Source organism: Mesorhizobium sp. P2_H9, assembly GCF_056403215.1.
Map to the genome: position 1 here is coordinate 34,975 of NZ_JBFUFX010000019.1, position 14,429 is coordinate 49,403.

At 64.8% G+C, this 14,429-nt stretch carries 12 protein-coding genes; 4 read left to right on the top strand and 8 right to left on the bottom strand.

Annotation, left to right across the window (positions count from 1 at the left end; genetic code table 11):
- Positions 1–2: 2 nt before the first annotated feature.
- Positions 3–1,541 carry an acid phosphatase gene (locus AC1DXN_RS28180; protein WP_477278139.1) on the bottom strand — a complete coding sequence of 513 codons (1,539 nt, stop codon included), beginning with the start codon at positions 1,539–1,541 and terminating at the stop codon, positions 3–5.
- Between the two features lie 203 nt (positions 1,542–1,744).
- Between AC1DXN_RS28180 and AC1DXN_RS28185 the strand changes: the two genes are divergently transcribed.
- Positions 1,745–3,016, top strand: a complete 1,272-nt coding sequence (locus tag AC1DXN_RS28185; protein ID WP_477278142.1) for a cytochrome-c peroxidase — start codon at positions 1,745–1,747, stop codon at positions 3,014–3,016.
- 13 nt (positions 3,017–3,029) lie between these two features.
- Here AC1DXN_RS28185 and AC1DXN_RS28190 read toward each other — a convergent pair whose 3' ends face one another.
- The 7 genes from AC1DXN_RS28190 to AC1DXN_RS28220 form a co-directional block, all read right to left on the bottom strand.
- Positions 3,030–4,637 (bottom strand): FGGY-family carbohydrate kinase, encoded by a 1,608-nt coding sequence (locus AC1DXN_RS28190; protein WP_477278144.1) that lies wholly within the window; start codon positions 4,635–4,637, stop codon positions 3,030–3,032.
- A 95-nt stretch (positions 4,638–4,732) separates the two neighbouring features.
- Entirely contained in the window at positions 4,733–5,461 is a 729-nt protein-coding gene (locus AC1DXN_RS28195; protein WP_477242151.1) for an SDR family oxidoreductase, read from the bottom strand.
- Between the two features lie 26 nt (positions 5,462–5,487).
- Positions 5,488–6,747 (bottom strand): sugar ABC transporter permease, encoded by a 1,260-nt coding sequence (locus AC1DXN_RS28200; protein WP_477242149.1) that lies wholly within the window; start codon positions 6,745–6,747, stop codon positions 5,488–5,490.
- Positions 6,744–7,577 (bottom strand): ATP-binding cassette domain-containing protein, encoded by an 834-nt coding sequence (locus AC1DXN_RS28205; RefSeq protein ID WP_477278146.1) that lies wholly within the window; start codon positions 7,575–7,577, stop codon positions 6,744–6,746. The genes AC1DXN_RS28200 and AC1DXN_RS28205 overlap by 4 nt, the downstream gene beginning before the upstream one ends.
- A gap of 79 nt (positions 7,578–7,656) precedes the next feature.
- Positions 7,657–8,721 carry an ABC transporter substrate-binding protein gene (locus AC1DXN_RS28210; RefSeq protein WP_477278148.1) on the bottom strand — a complete coding sequence of 355 codons (1,065 nt, stop codon included), beginning with the start codon at positions 8,719–8,721 and terminating at the stop codon, positions 7,657–7,659.
- A gap of 262 nt (positions 8,722–8,983) precedes the next feature.
- Positions 8,984–9,868, bottom strand: a complete 885-nt coding sequence (locus tag AC1DXN_RS28215) for a cupin domain-containing protein (RefSeq protein ID WP_477278150.1) — start codon at positions 9,866–9,868, stop codon at positions 8,984–8,986.
- 197 nt (positions 9,869–10,065) lie between these two features.
- Complete coding sequence (locus tag AC1DXN_RS28220) at positions 10,066–11,016, bottom strand: LysR family transcriptional regulator (protein WP_477242141.1); 951 nt, start codon at positions 11,014–11,016, stop codon at positions 10,066–10,068.
- A gap of 93 nt (positions 11,017–11,109) precedes the next feature.
- Between AC1DXN_RS28220 and AC1DXN_RS28225 the strand changes: the two genes are divergently transcribed.
- From AC1DXN_RS28225 to AC1DXN_RS28235, 3 genes are read left to right on the top strand one after another with little or no spacing between them, the layout of a single operon-like run.
- The gene (locus tag AC1DXN_RS28225) at positions 11,110–11,985 is read left to right on the top strand and encodes a dioxygenase family protein (protein WP_477278151.1); all 876 of its coding nucleotides are present in this window, start codon (positions 11,110–11,112) and stop codon (positions 11,983–11,985) included.
- Complete coding sequence (locus AC1DXN_RS28230; protein WP_477278153.1) at positions 11,982–13,040, top strand: maleylacetate reductase; 1,059 nt, start codon at positions 11,982–11,984, stop codon at positions 13,038–13,040. The genes AC1DXN_RS28225 and AC1DXN_RS28230 overlap by 4 nt, the downstream gene beginning before the upstream one ends.
- A 39-nt stretch (positions 13,041–13,079) precedes the next feature.
- Positions 13,080–14,360, top strand: coding sequence for an ABC transporter substrate-binding protein (locus AC1DXN_RS28235; protein WP_477278155.1), 1,281 nt, complete (start codon positions 13,080–13,082; stop codon positions 14,358–14,360).
- The last annotated feature ends 69 nt before the right edge of the window (positions 14,361–14,429 follow it).

Genomic DNA, 14,429 nt, shown 5'->3' on the forward strand with positions numbered 1-14,429 from the left:
AACTAGCGGCTGAGGTCGAGCGCTGCGCTCAGATCACCCATCGGCGGCTGGTCGTTGTTGCGCAGCGCCTTGTCGCGAGCGACGATGCCGGGAAGCACCGGCAGATCGTAACGCGCGGTGATGAAGCGCAGGATCGATGTCGTGTCGTATTGCGTGTGGTCGACGGTTCCGGATTTCGCATAAGGCGAAATGATGAAGGCCGGGACGCGGTTGCCCGGTCCCCAGCGATCCGCCTTCGGCGGCGCGACATGATCCCAGAAGCCGCCGTTTTCGTCATAGGTGACAACGACCAGCATGTGGCCCCATCGCGGGCTTTTCTCCAGATGCGAAACGATGTCGGCGAGATGCTGGTCGCCGCTGCCGACATCGGCATAGCCGCCATGCTCGTTGAGATTGCCCTGCGGCTTGTAGAAGCTCACCGCCGGCAGCTTGCCGTCGTCAATGTCCTTGATGAAGGCGACGCCGTCGAGGCCGCCATCCTTCAGATGCTCGGCACGGGCAGTGGTGCCGGGCGCATAGGCGGCGAAATAGTTATAGGGCTGGTGATGGAACTGGAAGTTCGGCACCGGCGTCGCGTTCTTGCCGTCGAGCGCGGCCTGCCAGGCGCCGGAGTACCAGGCCCAGCCGATACCCCGCAGCGACAGGAGATCGCCGATGGTGATCTCCTGCTGCGGCGGCAACGTGGTCGGCGCCGCCGGATCGGCCAGCGCCTTGTCGCCGCCTTCGGCCGGCTTGTTGGCGCTCGGCTGATAGGGCGGCTGCATGGTGTTGACCGCGTAAAAATCAGGCGTGATGGCGCCGTCATTGACGAATTTCGGCGCGCCTCCGAGCGCCGAGGGCGGCGAGTTGTCGGCGACCTTCAGCGTCTTGCCGTCGGCGTCCACAACCGCGATCTGATCCTTGATCGGGCTGGTGTCGGCGTGCGGATAGACCGGCACGCAAGCGCAGGCCAGCTGGAAATGGTTGATGAAGGAGCCGCCGAAGGCGCCCTGGAAGAAATTGTCGGCCAGCACGTATTTCTTGGCCACCGCCCACATCGGCAGGACGGAGCCGTCATAGTGGCCCATGACGACGCTGCCCGAATCGGCCCAGGCGACGAACTTGTCGTTGCGGCCGCCATTGATCTGCATCTGCTCCTGATAGAAGCGATGCCAGAGGTCGCGGGTAATGACCGAGGTCTTCAAATTGAAGCCGTTGGGATCGTCGATGGCGAAGCTCGCATTGGCCAGATGCGCGGTCTGCGCCTCCGTCACCGGCGGGGTGACACCCTTGCCGGTCAGACCGCCCCAGGCCGGCGGCAATTCGGCCAGCGGCTTGCCGTCGCGGTCGAGCTGGCGAACCTGGTCGGCCGACGCGTTGGAGAGGCCATTGGCGCCGGGGAAGCCGCCATAAAGATTATCGAAGCTGCGGTTCTCGGCATAGATGACGACAACCGTATCGATCTTGTCGTAGCCGGCGGGAGCGGCGCTGGCGATGGTGGTGAAGGAAGCCAGCGCTGAGCCGGCCAGATAAAGCGAATTGAAGAGCTTGAGCCTCGACATGGAAATACCTCATGGCTGGGTGGTGGCTAGAGGGGCAGTGCATGGCCGGGGGGCGACGAACCACAGGCATGCAGGTACTTCGATGCCTTGTCACCTTTGTGACAGTCTCGACCTTTGCGAACACGGTTGCGTGAGCGCGGGGACCGGTCATCAATCCGTTGCAGTGCTTCCTTATTTCCGCAACGAAAATCGGACTGAGCCACATGAACGCTGGACCATGGAAAGACCAGGTGATCGCGATCGTCGCGGCATCGGTGGTTGGCCTCGCCGTGATCGCGCCGGGAGCCACGGCCGAGCCGGATGGCATGCATCCCGGGCCGCTGTCGCGCGCGCAAGCCTTTGCCAGGGCGACGGCCCTGACCGCGCTTGGCCGCAAACTGTTCCTCGATCCGTCGCTGTCGGCCTCGGGCCTGCAATCCTGTTCTTCCTGCCATGATCCAAAGCATGCCTTTGGTCCGGCCTCGGCCACCCCAGTCGAGATGGGCGGACCCAAGATGGATCAGCCGGGACTGCGCGCCGTCCCGTCGCTGCGCTATCTCCAGGCGACGCCTGCCTTCACCGAGCATTTTTACGATTCCGACGACGAAGGCGATGAGAGCGTCGACAATGGTGCGACCGGCGGCCTGACCTGGGATGGCCGCGTCGATCGCGGGCAGGACCAGGCGAAGATCCCGCTGCTGTCGCCCTTCGAAATGGCCAACAAAAATGCCGGCGATGTCACTGCGGCACTGCGCAGAGCCGCCTATGCCGACGACTTCAGGGCGGTCTTCGGCGACCAGGTATTCGACCATCCGGACGATGCTTTCGACGCGGCAGCCGAAGCACTCGGCACGTTCGAGCAGAGTGCCGCCGATTTCTATCCCTATTCCAGCCGCTACGACGACTTCCTCGCCGGCAAAGCGACACTGTCGGCGCAGGAATTGCGCGGGCGCGCTTTGTTCGAGGATGAAGCCAAGGGCAATTGCGCCAGCTGCCACCTCAGCGAGCCGGCCAATGACGGCGAGCCGCCGCAGTTCACCGATTATGGTTTCCTCGGCATCGGCGTGCCGCGCAATCCGGCGCTTCCCGCCAATGCCGATCCGAATTATTTCGATCTCGGCCTGTGCGGCCCGCTGCGCACCGACCTCAAGGGCCGGGCCGCGTATTGCGGCCTGTTCCGCACGCCGACATTGCGCAACGTCGCGCTGCGCAAGAGCTTCTTCCACAATGGTTATTTCCACTCGCTGCGCGACGCTGTCGCCTTCTATGCGAGCCGCGATACCGATCCCGGCCGCTGGTATCCGACGGACGCCGACGGCACGGTTCGCAAGAACGACGATCTGCCCAAAGCTTACTGGCCCAACCTCAACCAGGACCCGCCCTTCGGCAAAAAGCCCGGCGACAGACCGGCGCTGACCGATCCCGAGATCGACGACATCGTCGCCTTTCTCCAAACCCTCATCGACGCCGACCAGCAGGCCGACGCGGCGCGTTGAGTTTCGGATCGGCTCAGCCGCGGATCGCGCGCCCTGCCCGTTGTAGCAGTTCGAAGGCAGTGAAGCGCTTGTCGTGCCAGGCTTTCACTCCGCCGGCCGGACGATAGATCTCGCCGATGCGCGACATGCCGGTCATCGCCGATATCACGTCGGGATAAGTCTTCGCAGCCACCGCGCCCAACATGGCCGATCCCAGCAGTACCGGTTCGGGCGAGGTCGATCCGGCCACGGTCAGTCCTGTGGTGTCGGCCAGCAGTTGACGGACCAGTTCGCTCTGCGCGGCGCCGCCGCTGACGACGATGGTGTCGATGGCTATGTTTTTCCCCGCCATCGCCGCCACGATCTGGCGCACGCCATAGCCCAGACCACACAGGCCGGCGACATAGAGCGCGACCAGGTTCTCGATGGAATTGTCCATGCCGAGACCGGCGATCAGTGCCTTGGCCTCGGGGTCGGCGAAGGGCGAACGGTTGCCGAGGAATTCGGGGACGACGTGCAGGCCGTCAGCCAGACGCGCCGCCTCTGACAGGCCGCCAGACTGGGTTGCCGCTTGCTGGCCAAGCCAGGCGGCAAGGCTGGTGCCCTGCGCCTTGGCCTTTGCTGATGCTTCGGCCGAGGCGGGGTGAAAGGCGATGAGATGGTCGATCGCCGCGCCCGCCGCCGACTGACCACCTTCGTTGAGCCACAGGCCTGGCACCATCGAGGAAAAATACGGACCCCAGACGCCCGGCACGAAGGCGGGCTCGCTGGTGCTGGCCATGGTGCAGGCCGAGGTGCCGAAGACATAGGCCATGCGCGATTGCAGCGTACCGACGTCACCTTTGCCGCCGACGGTGCCGACGCCGCCGGCATGGGCATCGATCAGACCGGCTGCGACCGGCGTTCCCGGCAGCAGGCCGAGTTCGTTGGCAGCGGTTTCGGTCAACCCTTGAGCGAGTGCGGTGCCGCCCTCGACGATTTCGGTGCCGATCCGGGCAAAGCCCTCGTCGGCGAGCGCGCCGAGGCCGATGGCGCGGAAATACGCCTCGTCCCAGCGCCGCTCATGGCCGAGATAGGTCCATTTGCAGATGACGGTGCAGATCGATCGCGCCAGGCTGCCGGTCGAGCGCCAGGTGAGATAGTCGGTCAGGTCGAAGAAATGCTCGGCCGCGGCAAAACTCTCGGGCAGGTTTTCGTGCAGCCACAAAAGCTTGGGCGTCTCCATCTCCGGCGAGATGGTGCCGCCGACATAGTCGAGCACGCGGTGCTTGCCGGCATTGATGCGCTGCGTCTGGTCGAGGGCGCGATGGTCCATCCAGACGATGATGTTGCGCTGGCTGTCGCCCGAGCGGCCAACCGGCAACGGTGCACCGCCCTGCCCGATCACCACCAGTGAACAGGTCGCGTCGAAGCCGATGCCGGCAATATCGCGCGGACCAAGCCCGGACTTCGCAACCGCCTCGCGCACGCTGGCGCAGACCGCGCGCCAGATGTCGTCGCTCGACTGCTCGGCGATCTCGCCCGGCTCGATGAACAGTGCGATGTCGCGCTTGGCCGACTCCAGCATGGCGCCCTCAGCGTCGAACACCCCTGCCCTGGCGCTGCCGGTGCCGACATCGATGCCGAGGAAGTGTGGGGGCATGGGGGAACCTCGAGGAATTGGCGAATAGCGAATAGCGAATAGCGAATAGCGAGCGATAATTTTCCTATTCGCTATTCGCTACTCCCTATTCGCTCCTACAAATCATTGCTCTGCGGCAGGATCACCAGATCCCGGATGGTGATGTTCCTTGGCCGCGTCAGCATGAACAGCACGGCTTCGGCGACCTCGGCGGGTTGCATCAGGCCGCCGGCGGCCAGCTCCTCGTCGAGCTTCTCCTTTGGCCAGTCGCTGATCAGCGCCGTCACCACGGGTCCTGGCGCCACGGCGCCGACGCGCAGGCCGTGCTTGGCGACCTGGCGGCGGACCGTGTGAACGAAGGCCTGCACGGCATGTTTGGAGGCGGTGTAGATCGGCTCCCAGACGACGGGTACGAGCCCGGCGATCGAGCTGGTGACGATGATGTCGCCGGTCTTGCGTTCGACCATGTGCGGCAGCACGGCGTGCACGGAACGGAATACCGCATTGATGTTGAGGTTCAGCATGCGGTCCCAGGCATCGGGATCGCCGCCGAGGATCTCGCCGCCGACATAGGCGCCGGCATTGGCATGGAAGATGTCGAGCTGGCCGGCCTTCTCCAGAATCTCAGGCATCATGGTGGCGACGCTCGACGGCTTCATCAGATCGACCACCACCGGGATCGCCTGCGGCCCAAGCTCCGCGCAAACCTCCTTCAGCCTGTCCTCGGCGCGGTCGACCAACACGACCCGTACGCCGGCGGCGATCAGCGCCCTGGCACATTCGAGCCCAATGCCCGAGGCGGCGCCGGTGATTGCCGCGACTTTTCCACTCAAATCCTGAGCCATTTCGATGGTCTTCCTGTCTACTGGGTTCAGGCTCGGCCGTGGGAAACCCGCGAACGGCGCGCCAGGGAGTCGACGATGACCGCGATCGCCAGAACGGCGCCGGTGATCATGTAGCGAAGCGACGACGACAGGTCGAGCAGCGTCAGCCCGCTGGCGATCGACTGGATGACGATGATGCCGAGCAGCGCCGAATAGGCGCTGCCGCGGCCGCCGAACAGGCTGGTGCCGCCGATGACGGCCGCCGCGATGGCGTTGAGGTTGACGTCGCCGGTGCCGGCCTGCTGGCTGGCCGAGGCAAGGCGTGCGGCCGACAGCACGCCGCCGAGGGCGGCGAACATCGAGCACATCGCAAAGGCGCTGAGATAGATCAGCCGCACCTTGATGCCTGCGCGGCGCGCGGCTTCGCGATTGCCGCCGACGGCGGTCATCGAGCGGCCCCATTTGGTGCGGGTCAGCGCATAGTTCATCGCCACGACCAGGCCGACGAACAGGCCGAACATCCACGGGATGCCGCGTGCCTGGTTGAGATAGGCGACGATCAGCTCCAGCACGATGGTCAAGGCGGCGACCTTTACGATCAGGCCGCTGACCGACGGCGCCGACAGGTTGACGGCGCGGCGGCGGCTGACGGTGCGCAGGCCGGTGATCAGCATGACGATGCCGGGTACCGCCGCCAGTCCGAAAGACACCCATTTGGGCATGACCAGCAGCTGGCCGAAATTCACCAGGTTCGAACCGTAAGGCAGGTTGATCGAACCGGTGGAGCCGAGGATGTAGAGCTGCAGCCCGAGCACCGCGAGCAGGCCGGCCAGCGTCGAGACGAAGCTCGGCATGCCAAGTCGATTGAACAGCAGCGCATAGAGCGAGCCGATCAGCGCGCCGAAGGCGACGGCGGCAAGGATGGCGAGCGCCACCGGCCAGCCCTGGTTGACCCATAGCGTGCCGACAAGCGCCGAGGCAAAGCCGCTGATCGAGCCGACCGAGAGATCGATCTCGCCGACCATCAGCACGCAGACGATGCCGAGCGCAATGACGCCGACGGTCGAGCAGTCGAACAAAAGATTGACGAGATTGCTCGAGGAGACGAACACCGGATTGAGCGTGGTGAACACCGTCCAGATTATCACCAGCCCGACGACCACCGGCAGCGAGCCGAGATCGCCGGAACGCACGCGGTCGAGGAAGGCGCTGATCGTGCCGCCAACGCCTGTCGCATGCTTGACGCGCACGTCGCTGCGGTCGAGCGCTGTAGACGCCGAGGTGTCGTGCTTGGGCTCCGCGCTCATGGCCGCTGCTCCTGCTTGTGCTCTTGCACGGGTTTTTGCTCCAGCCTGCGCCGCTCGGCACGGCGCGACACCGCATTGTTGGAGGCGCCGGTGATGGCGCTGACCAGTTCCTGGTTCGAGGCGTCAGGTTCGAAGACGCCGTTGTTGCGGCCGAGCCTGAGCACGACGATGCGGTCGGCGACAGCGCGCACGTCTTCCATATTGTGGCTGATCATCAGCACACCGAGGCCGCGCTCGCGCACCCGGTCGATCAGGTTCAGCACCTCCGCCGTCTGGGCGACGCCGAGTGCGGCTGTCGGCTCGTCGAGCAGGATGAGTTTCGGCTCAAGCAGCAGCGAGCGGGCAATCGCCACGGTCTGGCGCTGGCCACCGGACAGCGAGGCGACCGCTTCGCGGACGCTCGGAATGCGCGCCGACAATTCGTTGAGCAGCGTCCAGGCGCGGATCTCCATCGCTACCTCATCCAGCCGCAGCGGATTGAGCTCCTTGCCAAGAAAAATGTTGGCGACGACGTCGAGGTTTTCGCACAGCGCCAGGTCCTGGAAGACGGTGGCGATGCCGAGCGTCAGCGCCGCACTGGGGTCGGGCATGGTCACTTGCCGGCCACGGAAATTGATCGTTCCCGAACTCGGTTGGTGGACGCCGGCAAGGATCTTGACCAGCGTCGACTTGCCAGCGCCATTGTCGCCGACCAGCGCCACCACCTCGCCGGCATGCACGTCGAGATCGATATCGGTCAGCGCCGACACGGCGCCGAAATTCTTCGAGATGCCGCGCAGGCTGAGCACCAGCTCGCCTGTGGCAACCGGTCCGTCAGAAATGTCGGTCATGGATGGCAAACCTTTCCGAAAGGCCGGTTGTTTTGACGTCCGGCCGCCGCAAGGGCGGCCGGACCTGATGATAGTGCTATTAGTTGGTGATGCCGAGCTTCTTGCAGCCTTCGACGTAACGATCGACGCAGAGCTCGGCGGCCGTGTTGATCTTCTTGTCGATGATCTCCGCCTTGAGGTTTTCCTGCGTCACCACCGCCGGCGTGAACAGCTGCGAGGGCGTATCGTAGAGCGTCATTTCGGCTTTCGGCGCCTCACCCGACAGCAGCTTGACGGCAACGTTGGCGGCGGCGGCCGCGACGATCTCGCTCGGCTTGGAGATGGTGTTGTACTGGTCGCCGGCGATGATCAGCTGCAGGGCAGCGATGGTCGCATCGTTGCCGGTGACCGGCGGCACTGGATCGACGCCGGCTGCCTTGAAGGCGGCGATAGCGCCGCCACCGGTGCCGTCATTGGCGGCGACGACGCCGAGGATCTTGGTCGAGAAGCGGGTGATCTGGCCGCTCGCCCACTGCTGTGCTTTCGGCGGCGCCCATTCCGGCGTGTCGAACTCGGCCAGGATCGGATAGCCGCTGTTGTCGAGGCTGGAATGGATGCCCTTCTTGATCAGGCCGGCTGCCGCGTCGGTCGGTGAGCCGTTGATCTGCAGCAGGCCACCGCTGGCGGGATCGACCTTCAGCGCCTTCAGGTGCTCGACCAGCGAATCCGCGATCGCCTTGCCGATGCCTTCATTGTTGAAGGAGACGTAGAAATCGGCCGGAGCGGTCGGGATCGGCCGGTCATAGGCGATGACCTTGACGCCCTGGCTCTGCGCCAGCTTGACCAGCGAGGCGGCGGCGGTCGAGTCGACGGGGTCGAGCACGATCGCCTTGGCGCCCTGCGAGATCACCGAGTTGAACTGCTGCTGCTGGCGCGAGGCGTCGGCATCGGCATTCTGGTAGAGCACCTTGCAGCCGGGGCAGAGTTTTTTCATCTCGGCGACGAAGCCGGGATAGTCGTGCTGCTCGTAGCGCGTCGAGGCCTGGTCTGGCATCAAGAAGGCAACCGTGGCGTCGGTGACCTCGGCGGCAAAGGCGGCGGTGCCGCTCAGGAGAGAGAGTGCCAGTGCTGCCGCACCGGTCGATTTCCAAGCAAATCTGGTCATTCGAATGTCTCCGTTTCAAGGAATGGTTTCACGAAAGCCTGGACGCCAAAAATGGCGCGCCGGGCCTTGACTGCAAGTCGAACAGTTGAGAGGATTTTTTGTCCTGAACTCGGCCGAATCCGCCTGGATCACCGCTCTGTTCTGGCTTCATCCTCTTGATATTGCTGGATTTCAAGACAAGCGATCTCCAGCACGGGGCGCCTCCAGCGCACCCCGCGTTTTTTCCTTCTGCAAATGTTCAGGCTCCTCCCGGTCCTCCCTGTTAGGCGGCAATCTCCGCGCTTATGTTTTCCGCCAGCAAGGCCCGAAAGCGCGAAGGCGACATGGCCTTCTGCACCAGGAACTGGCGGTTGAAATTCGAGATGTTGTTGTAGCCGGCGGCGTAGCAGATCTCGGTGATCGACATCTGGTCTTCGCTCATCAGCAGCTGGCAGGCGAGATTGATGCGCAGTCGGTTGACGTACTGGACCAGCGCCATGCCGGTGTGGCGGCGGAAGCTGCGCGAAAAGGCGCTGGGGCTGCGGCCGGCAATGGCGGCAAGGTCACTTTCGCTGAACGGCTCGGTCAGATGCGCATTGATGTAGGCAAGCGCCTTGTTGACGCCGGCCGACATGAAGCCGGAGGGGTCGGGCAGATAGTTGGCGCTGGTCAGCGGCCGCACGTCGGCGGCGCGGCTGAGGATATCGACCAGCGTCATGAACAGCGCGATGCGGCGCACGCCTTGCGCCTCGACCAGTTCGGCCAGCACCGGCCCGGCAAGCTCGGCCGTGGCAGCCGAGAACAGCGCGCCGCGACGGCTGAGTTCGAGAATGCCGGTGCAACCGGCGAGTTCGGGAAGTGCGGTGGTGGCGTCGGCGACGAACTCTTGCGAGAACTGGACGACGCGGCCGCGCAGCGGCACCACGGCGCCGGCAGGCACGTCGCTCACCCAATTGTGCGGCAGGTTGGGACCGGTCAGCACGAGGTTGCCGGGCTCGAATTCGCCGATGAAGTCGCCGACGAAATAGCGGCCTGTGGTGGCGACGACATGGTGGATTTCGTATTCGGGATGGAAGTGCCAGCGCACGGTGTGGAAGGGGTAGCCGTGGGCCCACGCCTTGAACGACTCGCCACGTCTGATCTGGACAACTTCCAAGTCCGGATTCATCTTCGTTCCTCCCGGCGCCGGTCCGGTCGTGCGACCAGTTGCAGTGCCTTGTCCCGCAGGCCGCGTATGCCGCTCTCCGCAGTGATCAAAGCTTAGGCGGCAATTGTTGCAGCCGCCACCACGGTCTGTCCATGTGACTGATACTTTTTTGACGTTTTGAAGACCGCGGCGACGCAGTTGCGAACACGCCAACGATGTCAGGCCCCCCAGATCACCGCTTGCTCGTGGCGCTTGATCAGGTGCTTGAGGTTGTCGAAGCTCTGGCGGATGTGGCGGGCGAAGGCATCGACGGCCGGCGCGCGCGGCGTGTCGGCGCGCCTGAGCAGGCCGAGCGCGCGCTCGGGATGCGGGATCGCCACCGGCAGAGCGGTGATCGATTTGTCCTTGCGAAAGGCGAAGACGACGCTGTGCGGCAAAACCGTCAGCGCATCGGTTTCCTTCATGTAGTTGATGGCGCTGGTCAGCGAACCGCCGGAATAGCGGATTTTTATTTCGGTGGCGCCGAGCGACAAAAGCAGGCTGCGCAGATCCTCCAGCAGCGGGCTGCCGGGCGGCGGCGCGATCCAGGGGTAGTCGAGCAGATCGACGGTTTTCAGCTTGCGGCGCAGCAGCAGCGGATGCGTGGCGCGGCAGGCGACGACATTGCGCCCGGGCAGGATTTCTCGGAACTCCATGCCGGACCCCTCCTCCAGAATATCGATCGGGCAGACGGCAAGGTCGATGCGGTCGGCATTGATGGCGGCGCGCAGGTCCGGCAGATAGCCATAGCTCTGGTCGACGCGCACATCCGGATAGGCGTTCTGGAAATCGGCGATCATGCCGGAGATCAGCGCATCCATGAAGAACGGTGTGCCGCCGACCCGCACCACGCCCGAGCGGCCCTGGCTGAAATTGGCGACGATGTCCGAGGCCTTGCGCGAGGCCGCCAGCATGACCTGGCCATGATCGGCGAGCGCACGGCCGAGCGGCGTCGGCTGCAACGGCCGGCGCCCCTTCAGGAACAGCGGCTCGCCCAGCCGCTTCTCCAGCATCGACAGAGTGCGCGACACCGCCGGCTGCGACAGGCCGATGAGCGCCGCGCCCTCGGTGACGCCGCCGGCCTGGACCACCGCCGCGAGCTGAACCAGATGCCTTTCGTCGAGTTTCATAACGATATGATATATTAATCCGAGAAGAAATCATCATCTTCATTCATGGCCTGCGTTATGGTCCCCCTCGTGAAGTGAAACCTGGGGAGGACCATGTCGCAGGCCGGCCCATCATCGTTCAACGAGGCCAACTCGTCCGAACTCGTCGCCCAGCGCCTGCTGAAGGCCAAGGCCGGGCCGCTGCCGCAATTCCTGGCCAGCGTCGTCGACCATCTCCACCAGATCGTCAGGGAAACCCGACCGACCGCCGCCGACTGGCGGCAGGCCATCGCTTTCCTCACCGAGATCGGCCATGCCAGCGACGAGAAGCGGCAGGAATGGGTGCTGCTCTCCGACCTGCTCGGCGTCACCGCGCTGGTCGAGGAGATCAACTCGCGCCGGCCAAAAGGCGCGACGCCCAACACCGGTCGCGGCCCGTTCTATCGCGCCGACGCGCCACGGCTGCCGCTCGGCGCCGACATTTGCCTCGATGGCGTCGGCGCGCCGCTGACTGTCTCCGGGCGCGTCGTCGATCTCGACGGCGTGCCGATTGCAGGCGCGACAGTCGAGACCTGGCAAGCGAATTCGCAAGGGTTTTACGAGAACCAGCAGCCGGATCTGCAGCCGGAATTCAATTTGCGCGGCGTCTTCACCACCGACAAGGATGGACGCTTCCACTATCGCACGGTGAAGCCCGCCGGCTACGGCGTGCCGGATGACGGACCGGTCGGACAATTGCTCGGCCGCATCGGCTATCCGCTCAGCCGCCCGGCGCACCTGCATTTTCTCATCCGCGCCGACAATTTCGAGACGCTGACGACGCAAGTGTTCGAGCGCGGCGACCCGCGCCTCGACGAGGACGCGCTGTTCGGCGTCAAGCCGGAACTGGTCGGCGACTTCAACCGCGTCACCGGGCAAGGCCGTGACAGCTGGGCGCTCGACTTCGGCTTCGTCATGGTCATGGCGCGCAAGGGGAGCCGGGCTGCATGACACGTTCCTTCATTTATTCCGGCAGCCCGGCGCATATCGTCTTCGGCAATGGCGCCTCGGCCGATGTCGCAAGCTGGGTCGAAAGACTCGGCTGCAAACGCGCGCTGGTGTTGTCGACGCCGCACCAGGCCGCCGATGGCGAAGCGCTGGCGAAGACGCTTGGCCCGCTGGCGGCAGGCACCTTTTCGGGCGCGGCCATGCACACGCCGGTCGAAGTGACCGAAGCGGCGATGGCCAAGGCGAGCGACGTCGATGCCGACTGCGTCGTCGCGCTCGGCGGCGGATCGACCACCGGCCTCGGCAAGGCGATCGCCTGGCGCACCGACCTGCCGCAGATCGTCATCCCGACCACCTATGCCGGCTCCGAGGTGACGCCGATCCTCGGCCAGACCGAAGCTGGCGTGAAGACCACGCTGCGCGACCCAAAGATCCTGCCGGAAGTGGTGATCTACGATCCGCAACTGACCATCGGATTGGCGGTGGCGATGAGCGTCACTTCCGGCCTCAACGCCATGGCGCATGCGGCCGAGGCGCTCTATGCGCAGGACCGCAATCCGGTGTCGACGCTGATGGCGACCGAAGGGTTGCGCGCCCTCAAGGCTGCCCTTCCCGTGCTGGTGAAAGAGCCCAGGAATCTCGAGGCACGCGGCGATGCGCTTTACGGCGCCTGGCTGTGCGGCACCGTGCTCGGCACCGTCGGCATGGCACTGCACCACAAGATTTGCCACACGCTGGGCGGTTCCTTCGACATGCCGCATGCCGAGACCCATGCGGTGATGCTGCCGCACACGATCGGCTTCAACGCCGCCGCCGTGCCTGAGTTACTGAAGCCTGTCGCCGACATCTTCGGCAGTGCCGGAGGCGGCCTGCACGATTTCGCCAGATCCATCGGCGCGCCGCTGACGCTCAAAGAGTTGGGCCTCAAGCAGGCAGACCTCGACCGCGCCGCCGGGATCGCGACGCAAAATCCGTACTGGAACCCGCGGCCATTCGACCAAGCTGCAATCCGCGCCCTGTTGCAGGACGCGTGGGAGGGAAGACGCCCGCAAGACTGAAGACGAGCAGAGCTGAAGGTAACAAAGGGAGGAACAGCAATGATCACCAGACGCGAATTCATCAGGAACACCGCCGCGACCGGCATGCTTGCCGGCACATCGGGGCTGGCGATGCCGGCGATTGCGCAGAACGCGCCGATCAAGCTCGGCTATGTCAGCCCGCAGTCAGGCCCGCTGGCGGCCTTCGCCGAGGCCGACAAGTTCATCATCGACGGTTTTCTGGCCGCCACCAAGGCGGCCGGCCTCAACTACGAGGTGGTGGTCAAGGACAGCCAGTCCAATCCGAACCGGGCGGCGGAAGTCGCCAAGGAACTGATCGTCAACGGCAAGGTCAATCTGATGCTTGTCGCCTCGACGCCGGAGACCACCAACCCGGTCGCCACCACATGCGAGGCCGAGGAAGTGCCCTGCCTGTCGACGGTGGCGCCGTGGCAGCCCTGGTTCATCGGCCAGCAAGGCAATCCCGGCGATCCCGCGTCGTGGAAGCCGTTCAACTATGCCTACCACTTCTTCTGGGGTCTGGAGGACGTCATCGCCGTGTTCACCAACATGTGGGCGCAGGTCGAGACCAACAAGAAGGTTGGCGGCCTGTTTCCCAATGATGGCGACGGCAATGCCTGGGGCGACGGCACTGTCGGCTTCCCGCCGGTGCTGGCCAAGGGCGGCTACGGGCTGACCGATACCGGCCGCTACCAGAACTTGACCGACGATTTTTCAGCCCAGATCAACGCCTTCAAGGGAGCGTCGTGCGAAATCATCACCGGCGTGATGATCCCGCCCGACTTCACCACCTTCTGGAACCAGGCCAAGCAGCAGGGCTTCACGCCCAAGGTGGCGTCGATCGGCAAGGCAATCCTGTTCCCGCAATCGGTCGAGGCGCTCGGCAAGTCCGGGCACAATCTGTCGTCGGAAGTCTGGTGGACGCCCAACCACCCGTTCAAGTCGTCGCTGACCGGCGAAAGCTCGGCGCAGGTGGCAGCGGGCTTCACCAAGGCCACCGGCCGGCAGTGGACGCAGCCGATCGGCTTTGTCCATGCGCTGTTCGAGATCGCCGTCGATGTCATGAAGCGGGCGGGCGAGCCCGGCGACGGCGACAAGGTGGCGGCGGCGATCGCCGCGACCAAGCTCGACACACTGGTCGGGCCAATCGCCTGGGACGGCGCCAATCTGCCGCCCTTCGCCGCCAAGAACATCGCCAAGACGCCACTGGTCGGCGGCCAGTGGCGGCTGAAGGAGGGCGACGGCTATGACCTCGTCATCACCGACAACAAGACCGCGCCCAGCATCCCGACCGGCGGGACGATGGAAGCTATCGGATGAGCGCGGCATCGCACCTTCCCTTCTCCCCGTTCACGGGGAGAAGGTGGCCCGAAGGGTCGGATGAGGGGC